The sequence below is a fragment of the Vibrio sp. R10-SF1-ISO8 genome, assembly GCF_059833805.1.
The window spans coordinates 766,003-784,058 of the sequence record NZ_JCBDHL010000021.1 but is presented as its reverse complement, the minus strand read 5'-3'; the positions used below and the strand labels follow the sequence as shown (position 1 = coordinate 784,058).

Sequence of the window (18,056 nt, the reverse complement as noted above, 5' to 3'; positions counted from 1 at the left end):
AAGGGTCGGCATCTGTTGTTTTAAAGCTCAAATTTACGCTTGGTAGCTTTTGCGCAGTTCTTTTGCCGCTAATACCATATTGGCCAGTGACGCTTCTGTTTCTGCCCAGTTACGTGTTTTCAGTCCACAATCTGGGTTCACCCATAAGCGCTGCGCTGGAATCTTCTCTGCCGCTTTATTGAGTAGGCCTTCAATCCATTCTTTGGTTGGAATGTTTGGTGAGTGAATGTCATAGACACCTGGACCAATCTCATTTGGATAGTTGAAGTCTTCAAATGCCTTAAGCAGTTCCATGTTTGAACGCGATGTTTCTATTGTAATCACGTCAGCATCTAGCGCGGCGACAGACTCAATGATCTCATTGAATTCTGAGTAACACATGTGAGTGTGGATTTGAGTTTCTGGTTTGGCACTTGCCGCTGAAATCTTAAACGCGTCCACTGCCCATTCTAAGTACTCTTTATGGTCGCGCTTCTTAAGTGGTAAACCTTCACGAATCGCCGGCTCATCAATTTGGATGATGTTAATGCCCGCATCTTGTAAGTCTGATACTTCATCACGCAGTGCGAGTGCAAGTTGATCCGCGATTTGCTTGCGAGTGATATCCTCACGGGGGAATGTCCAACAAAGAATCGTCACAGGCCCTGTTAGCATGCCCTTCATCTGTTTCGAGGTTAAAGACTGCGCATAGGTAGACCATTCCACCGTCATCGGTTTTTCGCGTTCAATGTCAGCAACGACAATGGCAGGCTTAACGCAGCGAGATCCGTAGCTCTGCACCCAACCAAATTTTGTGGTTTGGAAACCCGCTAAGTTTTCTGCAAAGTATTCCACCATATCGTTACGTTCAGCTTCGCCGTGAACCAAGACATCCAGATCCAACGCTTCTTGGCGTTTAACCGCATCTGCAATATGGCCTTTTAGGGCTTGATCGTATTCCGTTTGTGACAACTTACCTGTGCGATAAGCGCTGCGTTGAACTCGAATCTCGCTCGTTTGCGGGAAAGAGCCAATGGTCGTGGTTGGAAACAGCGGCAGCCCCAATACTTCACTTTGGTGCGCGGCTCGCTCAGCATAGGGAGCACTACGCTCTGCCAAAGACTTAGTAATACTATTTAAACGCGCTTGAACTTGTGGCTTATTGACATGAGTTGCGGTTTTACGTGCTTGGATCGGCGCACTATAGGTGTCACAAGCAAGAATGGCTTCTTGGCTACCATCTAGCGCCTTACCCAGTAGCGCCACTTCCGTTACTTTCTGCTTAGCAAAAGCAAACCAGCTGCGCACTTCTTCCGTCAATACAGGTTCTAACTCTAGATCCACCGGACTGTGCAGTAGTGAACACGAGCTCGCCACCCATAACTTGTCACCGAGCTTATCTTTAAGCGGTTGCAGTAACGCTAGTTGAGCGCTCAAATCTGCACGCCACACGTTACGCCCATTCACTACACCAGCAGACAGCACCCAATGTTCAGGCAGTTTTTCGACAACAGCGTCTAGTTGTTCAGGCGCTGCCGACAAATCAATGTGTAAGCCATCTACAGCTAGCTCGACAACTTTATCAAGCGTGTCGCTAACTGAATCAAAATACGTGGTAAGCAGAACCTTCACATCACTGCGAATGACTTGATACGCCAATTTAAACGCGTCTTGCCAAGGCTTGTTCAGCTCAAGAGAGAGGATCGGTTCATCAATCTGTACCCACTCAACACCTTGTTTCGCTAGCTTCGCTAAGATTGCCTGATAAGCAGTTAACAGGCGAGGTAGCAAAGACAGGCGATCAAATCCCTCTTCTACTTCCTTACCAAGGTACAGATAAGTCAGAGGGCCAAGTAATACAGGTTTGACTTTATGACCAGCTTTAACCGCCTCGTTCACTTCTTCAAACAGTTGCGGCCAGCTCACTTCAAACGTGTCTTCCTGACTGAACTCCGGCACAATATAATGGTAGTTAGTGTTAAACCACTTCGTCATGTCTGAAGCCGCGTGACCGCTACAACCACATCCTGCCTGAGATTGACCACGTCCCACCTTGAATAAGGTATCAAGGTCTGGGAAACCTTCGCGATGTCGCTTTGGAACGTGCCCTAGTAGCAAGGTGGTAGTAAGCACATGATCATACCAAGCAAAATCACCTGCAGTCACAAACTCTAACCCAGCTTCAGATTGTGTATTCCAGTTTTTGTTGCGTAGCTCAGCGCCCACGGCTTTCAGCTCAGCTTGGTCGATTTCTCCACGCCAGTATTTCTCTAGCGCGAACTTGAGTTCGCGTTTTTCACCAATGCGAGGGTAACCTAGAATATGTGTTGTCGTAGTCATCTTTCCAATCCTTGTCATTCTTAATTTTGCAATTTATTCATTCAGTGCAGAACACCACGTAAGATGTCTGGATGGCTAAACTATCTCGTCTTAAACAGATTTGGACAACTTCCAAATATTCAACTTGTTTATTAGAAAATTTCATAATCGCAAAACACCTGTTTCAATAACTTAATCAACAAAAATAGTTAGCATGATAGACGTCTAGATGTTTACACCTCTATAAAAACAAGGTAGGTTATAAATATTCATGCTGTTCACACATCATCTGAGGGAAATTCATGATTGAGCTCAAGCATCTGAAAACATTGACTACTTTGCGTGATACTGGATCGCTAACCGCGACAGCAACCACACTGCATTTAACCCAGTCAGCCTTGTCACATCAGCTCAAAGATCTGGAAGCAAGAATTGGTGGACAGCTATTTTTGCGTAAAACTCGCCCAGTGAAGTTCACTTCCGAGGGGGAGATCTTTCTAAAATTGGCTGATGATGTGTTGCCTAAAATTGCCAAAGCAGAAAATGAAATTGCGAGCTTGAAAGAGGATGTGAACGGTCGATTGCACATGGCGATTGAATGCCACTCATGTTTCCAGTGGTTAATGCCTGCACTGAAAGAGTATCAGGTGGCTTGGCCTAGCGTCACACTAGATTTCTCATCTGGTTTTGGATTTGAACCTTTGCCTGCTCTAATGGCTGGAGAGCTTGATTTGGTTATCACTTCAGACATTCAGCCTCGTTCAGAAGTGCACTACGAACCTCTGTTTGATTTTGAAATGCGTTTGGTCACGTCAACCTCTCACCCTTTAGCAGACAAAGAGTGTATAGAACCGGAAGAGCTCACGGAGCAAACCATGCTTTCGTACCCAGTACAAAAGTCGCGACTCGATGTTGTAAAACACTTTCTGCAACCTGCAGGGATAGAGCCAGCAAAATGGAAACAAGCAGACAATACCCTAATGCTGATTCAGATGGTGTCTGCCGGACTTGGCGTGGCTGCATTGCCCAACTGGGCAATCAGTGAGTTTTCAAGGCAAGGCTTAATTACCAGCATTCCACTCGGTAGCGGTTTATGGCGCCGCCTATTTGCCGCAACACGCAACACAGATAAAAACAAACGCTATTTGCAGGCGTTTTTCAACACCGCGAGAGTTCAGTCTCAAAGCCACTTAGATGGAATAAAAACTGTCTAGGGAATCAAAAAAGAGGCTAAACGCCTCTTTTTGATTTATCGGTTATACGATTTGAACTGATTGGTTAAAGGGTCATATTGATAACCAAGTACATCAAGTTTACCAATCACCGCTTCAACATCCATCTCGTACATAGAGACTAACTCTTCAAAAGAATCACACTCTAAGCGCAACTTTTCATTCACGATTCCCAATAAAATTGCGCTATCTAAGCGTCCTACATTGCTGAGATCCATCACCGCCTCCTTTAACGCCATCGCTCTTACAAGCGTAGACACAAATTGGCGGTTTTGAAGTGAACCAGCTCTAAACTCTAAGCAAATTAAAGAGCAAACACGGCCTGATTAGATGTTGCCGCTATCAGCATAAACGCCAAAGCAATACCAAGCTGCAATTTGTTGATTTCTTTAGAGGCTAGCATGTGCCAACACCACACAACAACGGAACTAATCATCAAAGCAAAGCCTACTAGCAAAGGCTGCATAACTGCGGCTAAGGTTCCATCGTCTAGGCCATTTGCTTTGAATAAAATAGCTAAGCACATCAACATAGCAGAGACAACGCCAGAAACGGGAAGAATGCGATGAAAAGCCTGCAGGCGCGTGCGCGCGACGGTAAGTAGTAAATGAGCAAGTAAAGCCCCTAAAAGGGTGATTAACACAAACACACTTACCCCACCAGCCAAAGACGCCTGAGAGCTAATCTCAATACCGACAAAGGCTAACGCGAGGCCATTTGCTAAATACATCACCCAAATCGGCCCTTGAACTCGTGTTTTTTTCGTCTGTACTTGGGAGTAAAAATAGGCAATAGCGAAGACAATCATCATAGCTTCAATGCGTAGAGACGCTACAGCAAGCCACATAATGGCTAAAGGCGGGAGGACTTTGTGAATGCGGCCTCTTTGCCCAGGGCAGATATCACCTTTGACGAGAATTAAAGTAAGAATGAGCTGCGCACCCAGTAACATAGGTGCGAACACCGTAAGTAATTGCTGAACCATAGTGTCATTGATTTGAATGAATTATAGGGTGCGGATAATAGCAGATTGAGCAATTTTAGCCATTGGCGAAGTGTTCCAAAATATCTTGATTGGTGACAATACCGAGATACTCTCCGGAATCATTCACAACTAGCCAAGGTGGCTTAATACCTGACTTAATGATTTCACTCACTTTGGACACCTTAGAGTGGTGTGACACGCTGAATACGTTGGTCCGCATGACTTGATTGAGACGTTTGCGACTGATCGATTGATCTTTGCTCGTTTCCAGCTTAGTGCCTAAAGTGGGTGACAAATGGTAATTTAACTCCTCCCTACCAACGATTCCGACACACTCTTTTCGGTCGACAATGGGTATTACCTCAAGTCGATATTGCTCAGAGTCGAACAATGATCTTGCTTTATCAAGCGTGTCATCTGGTGCCAACGTCGGGATATAAACTTGAGTCATACTCAAAATCCCAACTTGTCTTGCATGCCCGGCACTAGATAAGAAACTGTCGAGTTTTTCATAGTATCCCCAGGCACTCTCTAACTCATCAAAAGGCAGTGGTTTAGAAAAATAATACCCTTGGATATAGTCAACACCTAAGCCACAAACTACTTCTAACTCATTGCGAGTTTCGACCCCTTCAGCAACGACTTGAACGTTCAAAGTATGTGCAAGTTGCGTGATCATTTTGACGATGTGAAATTTGTGCGAGCCTTCTTTCAAGTCCTTAACGAACTCGCGGTCAATTTTAAGGATGTCGAAGTTACAATCACTCAAATAGGCGAACGAGCTGTAGCCTGTACCAAAATCATCAATCGCCACGCTGACTCCCCTACGCCTGATGTTTCGGATCAAACTTGATTGACGCGACTCACTGTCAAAGTAAGCACTTTCGGTCAATTCGATAGTGACGGTTTCTGGGTTTGAAGCATATTGATGAACCAATGAATTCGCACTTTGCAGCACCTCATCGACTTCAAGCTTTGTATTTAAAGAACGATTTATAGTCACTCCCAAATTGGGACCAAAACGCTCTTGAATTTTCTTGAGATCTTGCAACGCTTTTTTACCCACGCACCAATCTAAGTCTGACACCAAATCCAAATCTTCAGCAATCATCACCATCTCTTGGGTATTGAGAATCCTTCCATTCTGGTCTTTAAATCTGCTTAGCGCCTCAAACTTCACAATGTCCCAGTTTTTCACATCGACAATTGGCTGATAATACACTTCGATAGCTTGAGACTTAATTAACTTCTCGGCCCACTCCTCTAGCTCTTTTCGGCGTAATACTTCCTTATGAAGTGCTCCGTGATAAAAGGTAATCTGACCGCGTTGTGCGCTAGACTGCTCTAGCATCGCCTGCACTGAATGGGAGACAAGTTTTTTAGGACTGTGTGTATCATGCCCCAATACTGAGACGCCAACTCGCCCATTTATGATGGCATTGTGGATGGTTTTGCCCGCATCCTGATTGAGAGTCGCAAAAAAACGTCTAATAGTTTGATGAATCATTCTGATTTGAGATGGACCAGCAACCTTATCGCATTCCAAACAAGCAACGAAATGATTACTACCAAGATAACCGACAAACTTGGCGACTTTATTCTTATTTAAGTGCTCCGAGAGCATCGATTTCAGCTCAAAATCATCGACCTGAGAGAAGTTCGGGTGAAACGCGACCACCATGCTGATATTGGGCTCGGCCGCATCCATCCACTGATTGGCAATTGAACGCGTGAATTGCTTCTCTGTTGGCAATTGCGTAAGTAGTTCCACTCCACCGAGTTCTACATCAGCAATACGATAGAGATTATTTGACAGGTCAAGGTAAACACCAACATAAAATGTCCCTTCGACTAAGTTTATCTTCTGTAATGTTAAATCCTGGGGATACGTTTTGCCTTGGGCACTTTGAATGAGCACTACACCGGACCAACTGCCCTCTTGTTCGGTTTGTTGCCAAATTTTCTGATAGAACCCGTCACTATGCTTTGTGGAATTAAGCAAGTCCATGGGTTGATTCACCAACTGTTGATTGGAGTAATGGGTATGAGTAAGAAAGTAGTCATTACATGCGACGATCTTGCGTGAACTGTCTGCAAGTACCACCCCATGATGAGGGTTATTAAAAAGTTGCTCAAACAAAGCACTCAGTGTAGAGGTCGTGGCATGAACAAATAACAAAGGAGTAATACTGCCTGTCACTGTGTAGCGATCTAAGCCTTGAAAAGTCAACTCGACATAACAACATTGGTCATCACTCAGTTGTAAACAACAGCAAAATCGTTCTTTAGAACGAACCCTTCCCGACTGCGCTAACAAGGCAAGCAACTCTGTTTGGTCATGATAGCTCATGCAAGGTAATAGAGCGTTGCCAGTTAACGATGGAAGCTCCGAGTTTAAAATTTGCCCGCACAGAGCCTCATCTATAGTGAGTTGGTGATGTTCTAAGTCCCACACCCAATCCAGTGACTTTTCGACACTTGAATCATCACAGCTCGAAGAAAGCTGAGTGGAACCTAACTCCCTATACATAGGCTCATCCTTTAGTTTAGTAATCCCTAGTATTAAAGTTAGAACAAGATCCCCTAAGTGACAGAATTATTATTAACCAAATGCTCTAGTACAGTTTTCGAGCTCACAATGCCTTTAAATAATCCCTGTTCATCAACTAATACCCAAGGGAATGGCGTTGTTTTTGCCACTAAGCAAGGGATTTCAGATTGTGAGGTTTCCCAAGCGACCTTGGTTTTGACCGGTAACATCAGCCTGTTTGCGGGCTTATGCCAATAGGCGTTCTCTTTGTTGGATTCATGATCTGTACCCATGTTAGGCGTTAAGTGAAGATTCATATTGGCTCTATCTATATAGCCAACACACACCTTATCTTCTACCACAGGTAAATAGTCGTTGAATCCATCCGCGAAGTACTGATAGACCAAAGATAGAGGCTCACCTGCATCAACGTGATGGCTATGCTCGACAAGGTGAATTAGAGAATCGGCTTTGACTTCGGTTTCACCTAGTGAAAGCTGACAGTAGTTTGTCACTTGTTGCAGCTCTGATATGGGCAAAGGTTTAGAAAAGTAATAGCCTTGAATGTAATCTACACCTAAATTGCTTAGGATCTTGAGCTCTTCTTCAGTCTCCACCCCTTCCGCAACCACTTTAAGCTCTAATCTTTTTGCCAACTGAATAACAGATTGGACTATATGATACTGGCGAGACTGAAAAGTAATATTGCGGATAAAGTCGCGATCTATTTTTAGAATGTCAAAATAACACTCTTTTAGATAACGAAAAGACGCGCTACCTGTACCGAAATCATCTACAGCTATTGCGACACCTGCATCTCTCAAAACAGAGACTATTTGCTTGTTTTTATTAGTGCTCTCAAAGTAAGCACTTTCTGTAAACTCAAGCGTGATTGCCTCCGGATTAACCTTGGCGATATCAAGCAACATCGCAGTTCGTTCCAAGATTTGATTCATTTCATTTGATGTTTTTAGGGAACGATTGAGCGATAGTTTTACCTGTGATCCGAAAAGCCTTCGCAACTCTGGCAGCTGTTCAATGGCGATAGACATAACGATATCATCGAGCTGAACCACTTTATCTAAATCCTCTACAACACCGATCAACTCCTGTGTTGTCGCTGTATACTCTTCAGCATTTGGAAAACGACAAAGTGCTTCAAATTTATCAATTCTGTTTTGGTTGATATCGACAATCGGCTGAAAATAGACTTCAATTTCCTTATTCTCCAAAGTTCGCAACACGAACTCTTCCAGTGATTTTTTCCTTTCAATTTGATTGTGAATATGACGGTCATAGAAGTTGATGCGACGCGTTTGACCAGAATGAAGTTCGAGAACAGCCTGATACGCATGCGATACAAGCTGGTTGGGATTAGCAGCATCGACATCAAACACCGATACCCCAGAGGCCCCCTCTTTTAGCGCTGCGGCAACTGAAGCCGGTGCATGTTTGAAGCTGTGGAAGAGCTTTTTGATTGAACGACCAATAGCGGACACGACTTGAGTCGGTTGCTGGTAACTATAGGATAGAGCGACGACGAAACAGTCATGGCCAATATAACCGGTACACAGCACCTTGGTATTATCTTTCAAGTATGCTGCAAACTGACGCTTAACCTCTTGACTCAAATCTTGTGAGAAAGCAGCTTGTATCGCTAAAACGACTACCCCCTGACCTTTTTCCAACTGACGGCACACGTCAGCCGTCTGTTCTAGAAATGTTTCCTTGCTTGGCAGTTGCGTAAGTAGGTCAATTCCACCCGACTCTATGTCTTCGATTCTATCCAGTTGGCTGGATAAATCGGAAGAAAAGCCTACAAAGTAAGTTTCGCCATTACCTGGCCTAACTCTGTGGATGGTCAAATCTTGAGGAAATACCGTCCCATTGGCTCTTCGCGACAATATCGTTCCATTCCAATAGCCATTTAACTCTATTAGTTTCCATAGCTGTTGGTAATAAGCTTTGCTGTGCTTACCCGCGTTAAATAACTGAGTTTTTAAACCTACGATTTCGTTTCTAAGATAACCTGTTAAATTTTCAAAATGATGATTGCAAGCTAATATTCGTGTCTCCGAGTCCGTCACTATGATTCCGTGGTGAGGATTTTCAAACACAGAATAGAATACTTCTGCGGCTTCATGGCGCGAAGCAATGTTCAAGCAAGGAGAGATTGTACCTTTTAGCTCAAACGCACTAACGCGCTCAATCACTATTTCGACATAGACAAATAAGCTGACTGAGTTTAGCAAACAGCAATGGGTGTACGTTCGCTCCCCTGAGTCCAACGCAGCTTGAAAAGCATTTTTAACGACCTTTCTTTGCGATTTTGGCAACAAGTCAAACAACGCTTTTGCTGTCAGAGAGCTTGATGGCTCTCCTACCAATAAACATTTTGCTTCGTCATCGCATTCAAATACATGAGTTTTAAGATTTAAATACCAATCATAAACCGAGTATTTAGGTTTGCGCCCTTCGACCCGCCTCTCATCGAGCCTTTCTTCTAATACTGTTGTCATGATAACCAACCAACGCCATAACAATAATATGCATATTATAGGTCATTGAGCGGCATATGATCGTTACTCATTTAACACTTTAGTACCACGTATCCTTCCTATCACTGATTAAGGCAAATTTTGTCGAAATAACCAGAATCATATTGAGGTAGATAGTCATCGTCCAAGTCGCTATAATTCGCGCTCCCTGGAACAGAGAACAAAATATGTACAGCAATATCACTCCTATTCATGAGCATAAAAAATACTGGGCAGAATGCTATGGCACTGCGCCATTTCTCCCGACAAATCGTAAAGAAATGGATGCTTTAGGATGGGATAGCTGTGACATTATTATTGTAACGGGTGACGCTTATGTTGATCACCCAAGCTTTGGTATGGCGATTATTGGCCGCTTGCTCGAAGCACAAGGGTTTCGTGTTGGCATCATTTCTCAACCAGAATGGAACAACAAAGACGCTTTTACCGCACTCGGTAAACCAAATTTGTTCTTCGGTATTACTGCAGGCAACATGGACTCAATGATCAACCGCTACACTGCGGATAGAAAATTGCGTCACGATGATGCTTACACACCGAATAATGAAGGGGGCAAACGACCAGACCGTGCGACTTTAGTTTATTCGCAGCGTTGTCGCGAAGCCTATAAAGGCATCCCTATTGTATTGGGCGGTATTGAAGCGAGCCTGCGTCGCCTTGCTCATTATGATTACTGGTCAGATAAAGTGCGTCGCTCTGTTCTATTCGATGCAAAAGCCGATATCCTACTGTTCGGTAACGCAGAGCGAGCGCTTGTTGAAGTTGCCCATCGCTTAGCGGATGGCGAAGATATTTCCACCCTAACTAATATACGTGGTACAGCGGTCAATCTCGCAGCGGCTCCAGAAGGCTACAATGTGATTGATTCTTCTCGCATCGAGAAACCACGCAAAGAAGCATTTGTTCCACCAAACCCTTACGCAGTTGAAGAGCAGTGTGACACGAAAGCCAAAGCCGAAGAGACTGAAGCGAAACCTATTACTATTCGCCCGTCACGCCATGATGCAGCAACAACCGCGGTACGGATTCCACCGTTTGAAAAGCTAAACAACGACCGTATCCTTTACGCGCACGCGAGTCGAATCATGCACCTAGAGACCAACCCATACTCTGGACGTGCACTTATTCAACGTCACGGAGATCGCGAACTCTGGGTCAACCAAGCTCCAATCCCATTGTCGACTGAAGAGATGGATTACGTCTTTGGTTTGCCCTATGCGCGTGTGCCTCACCCTATGTATGGAAAGGCGAAGATCCCTGCTTACGATATGATTAAAACCTCGGTTAACATCATGCGTGGCTGTTTTGGTGGTTGTTCATTCTGTTCGATCACTGAACACGAAGGTCGCATCATTCAGAACCGCTCTAAAGAGTCGATTCTGACTGAGCTTGAAGAGATACGCGACAAGGTCCCTGGCTTTACCGGCACTATTTCTGACCTTGGCGGCCCAACGGCCAACATGTATCGTCTTGGCTGTAGCGATCCTAAAGCAGAAGCAAACTGTCGACGCCCATCATGTGTCTTCCCAGGTATCTGTAACAAACTCAATACCGACCACAAGCACACCATCGATCTGTATCGAGAAGCGCGTAAAGTTGACGGTATCAAGAAAGTTATGATTGCTTCGGGTGTACGATACGATTTAGCGATTGAATCTCCAGAGTACGTCAAAGAGTTGGTGACTCACCACGTTGGCGGCTACTTGAAGATTGCTCCAGAGCACACTGAAAAAGGCCCACTGGATCTGATGATGAAACCGGGCATGGGCACCTATGATCGCTTCAAAGAGATGTTTGAGAAGTACAGTGCCGAAGCGGGTAAAAAGCAGTACTTGATTCCTTACTTCATCTCTGCTCACCCGGGTACTGAAGATGAAGACATGCTGAACTTGGCCCTATGGCTGAAGAAAAATAACTTCGAGTGTGACCAAGTACAGAACTTCTACCCATCACCTATGTGTAATGCGACCTCTATGTATTACTCAGAGACTAACCCTCTCAAACGTGTGAAATACAAGAAGCGCGAAGAGGTACCTGTGGCTAAAGGTGAGCGTCAGCGAAGACTTCATAAAGCATTGCTGCGTTACCATGATCCTGCTAACTGGCCGCTAATTCGTGAAGCGCTAATAAACATGGGTAAAAAGCACCTTATTGGTGATAAGACAAGCTGCTTAGTCCCTGCTGAAGATGTAGAGGCAAAAACACCCGCTCAACGCCGCAAGTCTGGTCGTCATGGCTCACAACGTTTTGCCACTAAGCATACTAAGAGCCAACCTGGTTTTGAAAAAATGCATGGCGATAACAAAGGTAAAGGCAAAAATGGCAACGCCAAAGGGAACAACGGCGGACAAGCGTCTCGTGGTGGAAAACCCAACGGCAAACCGACCAATAGTCGTAGCGGCAAGCCCACAGGCAATGGTTCAGGCAAGCCACCAGCAGCACGTAAGCCTAAGCGCCGTTAACCTATAGAAACTATGGACAAAATCGCAGCTAATCAGCTGCGATTTTTTCTTACTAATAAAAAAGGCCCAACTTATCCCGTTGAGCCTTTGACGAAAGAATTGGCAATTAAGCGTTTTGAGCTTCGAACTCTTGCATAAACTTAACCAAGGCTTGTACCCCTTCAAGTGGTACTGCGTTGTAGATTGAAGCACGCATACCGCCTACTGCGCGGTGCCCTTTTAGAGCCACTAGTCCGCGCTGCTCTGCCTGTTCCAAGAACAATCCATCCAGTTCAGGTTTTGCTAGCTGAAACGGCACATTCATTCGTGAACGGTTTGCTTCGTGCACATTGTTGATGTAGAAGTCTGAGCCATCAATCTGGTTGTAGAGTAGCGATGCTTTCTCTTTATTGATCTTCTCCATTTCAGCAACACCGCCCTGCTCTTTCAGCCACTTAAAGACAAGGCCAGAGAGGTACCAAGCAAAGGTTGGTGGCGTATTAAACATGGAGTCCTTCTCTGCCAAAACTTTGTAGTTGATAAAGCTAGGAACCAGTTCACTTGCGAGCTCAAGTAAATCATCACGAACAATAGCAATACAAAGCCCTGCTGGACCGATGTTTTTCTGCGCACCCGCATAAATGACGCCATACTTAGACACGTCAATTTCACGCGACAAAATGTTTGAAGACATATCAGCGACAATCGGTTTGTCTGTTTGAGGAAGTTCGCTAATTTCAATACCATCGATGGTTTCATTAGGACAGAAATGAACATAAGCCGCATCTGAAGCGATGTCCCATTCACTTGCAGGTAAAACTGCCGTTTTGCCATCACGCTCTGTTTTGGCAACGAACGCGTCGACTTCACAGTACTTACTTGCTTCTTTAACCGCACTTTCTGCCCAATAGCCCGCGTCTATGTAGGTCGCTTTTTTTGATGAGCCCAATAGGTTCAGTGGCACTGCGGCAAACTGAGCACGCGCTCCGCCTTGGCAGAACAACACTTTGTAGTTGTCTGGGATATTAAGAAGGTCACGGAGATCTTGCTCTGCTTCTTCAGCAACTTTAATGAATTCTTTACTTCGATGGCTAATTTCCATTACGGAAGTGCCTAAGCCATTCCATTCGACGAATTCTTGTTGTGCTTTTTCCATCACTGCTTTAGGTAGGCCCGCTGGACCTGCGCTAAAGTTATAAACCTTGCTCATCTAGTCTTTCCTTGCGCATGCTTTTAAGAGATTAGTCGATTAATAGCATGTTTTATTGAGGATAAAAAGCAAGAAAAGAGGTCTTAAGACCTCTTTTCGCGTTAAGTAAGTAAATTTAACACTTAGGGTTGCATTAGCGCTGGTAAAAGTAGCGCCATTAGAGGGATCTGCTGGCCATTACCAAACACCAAATTTCCTTCTTTTAGCTCAGCTTGAATCTGATACCCTTTATCCGTTTCCTGAACCAGTTCCATAGCCATCGCTTCATCAACCCCCTGCTTGATAAACGGGTACTGAGTCACAAGTCCACTAGAGAAGAAAGTATCTAGGTCACCTGTTAACGCTGGCAAAATCATCGCAGGATTCTGAGTAACATTGTCGGTGCCTTGCGGGACAGTAATCTTCCACTTGGATTCAAACTCACTCTCTTCCCCTAGTTTCACCGCCATTTTATTCATAGCAAAGTAGAAACCTTTAGAAAATAGACTTTCTACATAAGGTATCGCTTCTTCAATGTCGGCGTCGGTTGGCATCGGATTATTCTGGTAAAGATTCACCAAATGTTCAAAAGCAACACTGTCTAAACCGCCGAAAGAGAGATCGATAGAAACACTGTCTACGTTACCATCTTCCATAACCAGCTTATTCATATCGACAATATGCTGGCTACTTACTGTCTTTGCCATCTCGTCAAATGAACTCAAGAAGGTATATTTACTGTCACTTAAAGAAAACAGAGGTGATTGGTCAACATTCAGGACTGAAGCTTCAGCCAGATTTAATGTTTGTTCGCCAATCCAGAAGCTGTTCATCTTCTTGCCTTGACCTTGCCCAGTGAGGCCAGACAACAGCATTTTCTCACCAGAATTAAAATCAATTTCCACCGACGGAATATCGAGGTCATAGGTAACATCACCCAGTACGCTAACGTGCCCTTGCAAAGTAGAAGGGGTAATAGACACAATTGCACCTTCTGGCCCTTCAGTGACTTGATTCCAATTAGCAAGGCTAAGCACGTAATCTGTATTACCGTTTAACTGAGTCACGGTATTGAGTGTTAGAGGTAAGTCAGGCACGTTTTCCATCATGGATTCAGCAGACAGGCTAAACAAGCCATGAGTAACGTTACTACTCACAATCACTTCTGACGGTAAGCCATCAATCGCAAGCTGCTCTGCCAATACAGGATCCACTATCGTGTAGCGAGTTTTGACCGTTGAGGATAGGTATCCACGGTCATATTCAACAATCTCCGCTTGCAGAGAATCATTGGATAGATGAGCAACACCATCTTGAATTACGGTTTGTCCTATCTGTCCAACAGCTAATGGCCAACATAACGCAAGCGAAATAGCACCACCTATGGCGCCAATTTTTTTTAAATCCATGGTAATAATGTCTTATATTGTGATTTCATTAAGTCTACACCAAAAAACATTGAGTTAAATCAGAGTATTGGCTTTCTATGTAAATCAAACCTAAATCTCATACTTAGCTCCCAATACTTTTGTACCTTCCTTGGTAGAGTAGAAAGTGTTGATGTTTAAATTGTAGCCTAGTCGTGAATCCATTCTCTGTAATCTGTTTAGATAACAACCCAATAAGCGTAGAACAGCTTAGGCGAGAGCTAAGCCCGCTTTCACCCAAATTCGACCTACATACGGCAGATAGCATCGAAGATGCGCACGCCGCGCTAGAGTATTGCTTTGAACAAAAGCAGACTGTTGCTTTAGTCATTGCCAGTCATCATGAAAACTTCAATGGTGCGGATTTTCTGGTTCAACTCGACAGAAATACCCATACCCAAAGTGCCAGAAAAGTTCTGATAAGTTGCGGCCAAGACATTCAAGCTATTTTGTCCGCGGTGAACGAAGGCCGTTTAGATCACTGTCTAACCAAGCCCTTGCAAGATAATTTAGTGCATAAAACGGCGCAAAAAGAGCTCACGACTTTTATCCTCGAAAATGATAAAGAGAACTTACTTTCCTATAGCCAAGTACTCGACCAACACCGTTTACTTCGAGCTCATATTGAACAAAAGATGCGAAGCTATCGTGAAGGATTTATTTCTGATCATCACAGCCTGTCTGATCAGGAGCTTGCAGAAAAAGTGACTACTGCACTACTCGATTTTTTTGCACAAGAAGATGAGACCCAGGCTTGTCGTACCTACTCTCCTGACCATTTGCTTACCATCGAAGGCGAAGAAAACCAATTTCTTTGGTTTATAACAAAGGGAGAAGTGGCGCTTTATAAAAAAGACGATGTAGGCATGCAACGCGAGGTGGTGAGGCATACTCAAGGTAATATTGTTGGCGGGATGTCGTTTGTGACAGGTGAACCTTCTTTTTCTACTGCGGTAACGCTTTCACAAACTGAGGTAATAAAGCTAGATAGAGAAGTCTTCTCTAAAGTCATGCACTCCAATATGACACTACTCCCTCTGTTCACTAACTTATTGCTGAGACATTTTAACCGACGTCTCCAACGCAGTATCAACACTAAGCTAGAGCTACAGAAAACGCTTGAATCACTCGAATCCGCTCATCAACAACTGATAGAACGAGAGAAAATGGCGATGCTCGGTCAACTCGTTGCGGGGGTAGCACATGAGCTCAATAATCCGATTGCTGCCATCCTAAGAGGTACAGAAACGCTCACCAATAAAATCCAACATCTAGTTGATGATCGATCAATACAAGAAGTGGGTTTAGAAGGCATATCAGTTCTCAAGGAAGGCCTCAACCAGAGGCCTCGCTCTACCGCTAAAGAACGCGAACTCACTAAAAACTTGGACGAACAGATACAAGACCGTAGAGTGGCCAAGAAGCTGGTCAAACTAGGGCTCGAAACAGACATAAAATGGATAGAACTTGCAATAAGTCAACCAGTGCAAGCCCTGCAATCACTTGAACGCTTAGAGGATTATTATTTGGCAGGCGCCACACTGCGGTCAATCAACGTCTGCGCCGGGCGCATCGCCGATATGGTTAAGAGCCTTAAAGGTTATTCTCGCCCCGATGACGAGAAGCTTCACCTAGTCGATATTCATGAAGGCATAGAAGATACGCTAGTCATTTTTGAAAACCGTCTGAAGTTTCATGCGGTTGAGCGCCTCTATCAAGACATCCCCCAAATACAGTGCCAACCTATCGCTTTGCAACAAGTTTGGACCAATCTCATTTCCAATGCTATCGATGCTTTTCCTGACAAAGGGAAGCTAAAGATACAAACCCAAAAGCTATCACGCTGTGGAACTGATTGGGTTGTGGTGTCTTTTACGGATAATGGTTGCGGTATTTCACCTGCGACGCAACAACAAATGTTTACCCTTAATTTTACCACCAAGAAAGAAGGCAACTTTGGTTTGGGAATTGGCCTGTCAGTGTGTCAACAAATTGTCCACCAACATGGAGGGCAGATTGAGGTTGACTCTGTGGTTGATCAATTTACTAAGATGTCAGTTTGGCTGCCCTTTCGCCAAGTACCACCAATCGTCAAGGAGCTCTAAATGAACAAATACCTTATTTTATGTGTCGATGATGAGCGAGAAGTGTTAGACAGCGTAATGCAAGATCTTGATTGTTTTGAAGAGCACTTCATTGTTGAAGCCGCAGAGTCCGTTCAAGAAGCGAAAGAACTGATTGCTGAATCTCAGCAGGAAGACGTAAAGTTGGCGCTGATTCTCTGTGATCACATTATGCCTGAACAAACCGGCATCCAATTTCTGATTGAACTGAATCAAGATGAGTCAACAAAGCCAACGAGAAAACTACTTCTTACTGGGCAAGCAGGGCTGGAAGACACTGTGGAAGCAGTTAATCATTCAAGTCTCGATTTCTATATCGCAAAACCTTGGCAAGGTGATGAACTGCGCCAAGTGTTAAAAAACCAACTCACCACTTACATGATACAACATGAGCCGGACTTAATGCCTTGGGCATCTGCATTAGAAACAGAACGAGTATTTGAAGCCATGGCGAAAAATCGACTCTATTACGGCGAGTAATTAACCACATTTGGCATATGAATTGCTTAAATCAATAATTAACGACAAAACAATGACATTTTTATAGTGACTATTGCTATGATGCATTATCATGTCGTAACTAACGTCATGGCGCTAATGTCGCTTAAGACCAAGGAAATTAACAAGATATAGGTTTATCGTCCATATGCGTAAAACAATCTTAGCTGCAGCCCTAGTGCTAGCATCTGGTCAAACATTTGCTCAAACTGATCCGAATAGCCCGGCGGTAATGAGTAACTTTAACTATGACTACGTAGAAGCTCGAATCGGTGCTAGCCCTGTCACCTTTGGTGCCGCGATGAGTAAGTCTATCCACCCTAACGCACATGTTCTCGGTCGCGTCGATTCTGAATTCGAAGGCGATTACGACGCAGCAGCCGGCTTTGGCTTCCATGCGCCAATCAACAACTGGGCAGATTTCACCGGTGAGATGCTTGTACGTCTGGTTGATACGGGTAACGAAAGCCGTTTCGGCTTAGACCGAGGTACAGAAACGGGAATGGAGCTAAACCTTGGCGTTCGTCAATGGCTTGGTCCTCAGTTAGAAGTTGGTGGTAAAGGTAGCTACATTTCTATCGACAACAAGAAAGAATGGGCTGGCTCCGCCTACGCGCGTTTCCACTCAACTGAGCTATTCTCTCTTGGTGCTGAAGCTCGTATTAACGACTTCTACGGTGACCAACTGATGTTCACAACTCGATTTAAATTCTAATCGAGTCCAAGATCGAAAAAACCGAGGTGAGTACCTCGGTTTTTTATTGCAAATCCTTTT

The 18,056-nt window shown here is 44.3% G+C and carries 12 protein-coding genes; 5 read left to right on the top strand and 7 right to left on the bottom strand.

Going from position 1 to position 18,056, the window contains the following annotated elements; translation table 11 throughout:
- Positions 1-33: 33 nt before the first annotated feature.
- Positions 34-2,319: a 5-methyltetrahydropteroyltriglutamate--homocysteine S-methyltransferase gene (gene metE, locus AC6R00_RS21635; RefSeq protein WP_500641884.1), complete on the bottom strand. Its 2,286-nt coding sequence runs from the start codon at positions 2,317-2,319 to the stop codon at positions 34-36.
- 281 nt (positions 2,320-2,600) lie between these two features.
- Here metE and metR point away from each other — a divergent pair, with 281 nt between their 5' ends.
- Positions 2,601-3,512 (top strand): HTH-type transcriptional regulator MetR, encoded by a 912-nt coding sequence (gene metR, locus AC6R00_RS21630; protein WP_500641883.1) that lies wholly within the window; start codon positions 2,601-2,603, stop codon positions 3,510-3,512.
- A gap of 35 nt (positions 3,513-3,547) precedes the next feature.
- Here the strand turns inward: metR and AC6R00_RS21625 are convergent, their stop codons facing one another.
- The 4 genes from AC6R00_RS21625 to AC6R00_RS21610 all read right to left on the bottom strand — a co-directional run bounded on the left by AC6R00_RS21625 (position 3,548) and on the right by AC6R00_RS21610 (position 9,564).
- A complete protein-coding gene (locus AC6R00_RS21625) occupies positions 3,548-3,748 on the bottom strand; it encodes a DUF4250 domain-containing protein (RefSeq protein ID WP_004742976.1) in 201 nt (66 codons plus the stop codon).
- An 86-nt stretch (positions 3,749-3,834) separates the two neighbouring features.
- Positions 3,835-4,515, bottom strand: a complete 681-nt coding sequence (locus AC6R00_RS21620) for an HI_1241 family integral membrane domain (RefSeq protein ID WP_500641882.1) — start codon at positions 4,513-4,515, stop codon at positions 3,835-3,837.
- A 55-nt stretch (positions 4,516-4,570) separates the two neighbouring features.
- On the bottom strand, positions 4,571-7,045 hold the full coding sequence (locus AC6R00_RS21615; protein ID WP_500641881.1) for an EAL domain-containing protein: 2,475 nt from the start codon (positions 7,043-7,045) through the stop codon (positions 4,571-4,573).
- A gap of 53 nt (positions 7,046-7,098) precedes the next feature.
- Positions 7,099-9,564, bottom strand: a complete 2,466-nt coding sequence (locus tag AC6R00_RS21610) for a bifunctional diguanylate cyclase/phosphodiesterase (RefSeq protein WP_500641880.1) — start codon at positions 9,562-9,564, stop codon at positions 7,099-7,101.
- Between the two features lie 206 nt (positions 9,565-9,770).
- Here AC6R00_RS21610 and AC6R00_RS21605 point away from each other — a divergent pair, with 206 nt between their 5' ends.
- Complete coding sequence (locus AC6R00_RS21605; protein ID WP_500641879.1) at positions 9,771-12,065, top strand: YgiQ family radical SAM protein; 2,295 nt, start codon at positions 9,771-9,773, stop codon at positions 12,063-12,065.
- 106 nt (positions 12,066-12,171) lie between these two features.
- Here AC6R00_RS21605 and serC read toward each other — a convergent pair whose 3' ends face one another.
- Complete coding sequence (serC, locus tag AC6R00_RS21600) at positions 12,172-13,254, bottom strand: 3-phosphoserine/phosphohydroxythreonine transaminase (RefSeq protein ID WP_500641878.1); 1,083 nt, start codon at positions 13,252-13,254, stop codon at positions 12,172-12,174.
- 122 nt (positions 13,255-13,376) lie between these two features.
- Positions 13,377-14,642 (bottom strand): DUF945 family protein, encoded by a 1,266-nt coding sequence (locus tag AC6R00_RS21595; protein WP_500641877.1) that lies wholly within the window; start codon positions 14,640-14,642, stop codon positions 13,377-13,379.
- 173 nt (positions 14,643-14,815) lie between these two features.
- On the opposite strand from AC6R00_RS21595, the gene AC6R00_RS21590 reads away from it, so the two are divergent.
- From AC6R00_RS21590 to AC6R00_RS21580, 3 genes are all read left to right on the top strand, one after another.
- Positions 14,816-16,765, top strand: a complete 1,950-nt coding sequence (locus tag AC6R00_RS21590; RefSeq protein WP_500641876.1) for an ATP-binding protein — start codon at positions 14,816-14,818, stop codon at positions 16,763-16,765.
- Positions 16,766-17,263 carry a response regulator gene (locus tag AC6R00_RS21585; protein ID WP_500641875.1) on the top strand — a complete coding sequence of 166 codons (498 nt, stop codon included), beginning with the start codon at positions 16,766-16,768 and terminating at the stop codon, positions 17,261-17,263. It abuts the gene before it with no gap.
- 166 nt (positions 17,264-17,429) lie between these two features.
- Positions 17,430-17,996, top strand: coding sequence for a hypothetical protein (locus AC6R00_RS21580; RefSeq protein ID WP_500641874.1), 567 nt, complete (start codon positions 17,430-17,432; stop codon positions 17,994-17,996).
- The last annotated feature ends 60 nt before the right edge of the window (positions 17,997-18,056 follow it).

Coding starts and splice junctions, on each gene's coding strand:
- metE (WP_500641884.1), bottom strand. CDS start 2,319: ATGACTACGACAACACATATTCTAGGTTACCCTCGCATTGGTGAAAAA.
- metR (WP_500641883.1), top strand. CDS start 2,601: ATGATTGAGCTCAAGCATCTGAAAACATTGACTACTTTGCGTGATACT.
- AC6R00_RS21625 (WP_004742976.1), bottom strand. CDS start 3,748: ATGGATCTCAGCAATGTAGGACGCTTAGATAGCGCAATTTTATTGGGA.
- AC6R00_RS21620 (WP_500641882.1), bottom strand. CDS start 4,515: ATGGTTCAGCAATTACTTACGGTGTTCGCACCTATGTTACTGGGTGCG.
- AC6R00_RS21615 (WP_500641881.1), bottom strand. CDS start 7,045: ATGTATAGGGAGTTAGGTTCCACTCAGCTTTCTTCGAGCTGTGATGAT.
- AC6R00_RS21610 (WP_500641880.1), bottom strand. CDS start 9,564: ATGACAACAGTATTAGAAGAAAGGCTCGATGAGAGGCGGGTCGAAGGG.
- AC6R00_RS21605 (WP_500641879.1), top strand. CDS start 9,771: ATGTACAGCAATATCACTCCTATTCATGAGCATAAAAAATACTGGGCA.
- serC (WP_500641878.1), bottom strand. CDS start 13,254: ATGAGCAAGGTTTATAACTTTAGCGCAGGTCCAGCGGGCCTACCTAAA.
- AC6R00_RS21595 (WP_500641877.1), bottom strand. CDS start 14,642: ATGGATTTAAAAAAAATTGGCGCCATAGGTGGTGCTATTTCGCTTGCG.
- AC6R00_RS21585 (WP_500641875.1), top strand. CDS start 16,766: ATGAACAAATACCTTATTTTATGTGTCGATGATGAGCGAGAAGTGTTA.
- AC6R00_RS21580 (WP_500641874.1), top strand. CDS start 17,430: ATGCGTAAAACAATCTTAGCTGCAGCCCTAGTGCTAGCATCTGGTCAA.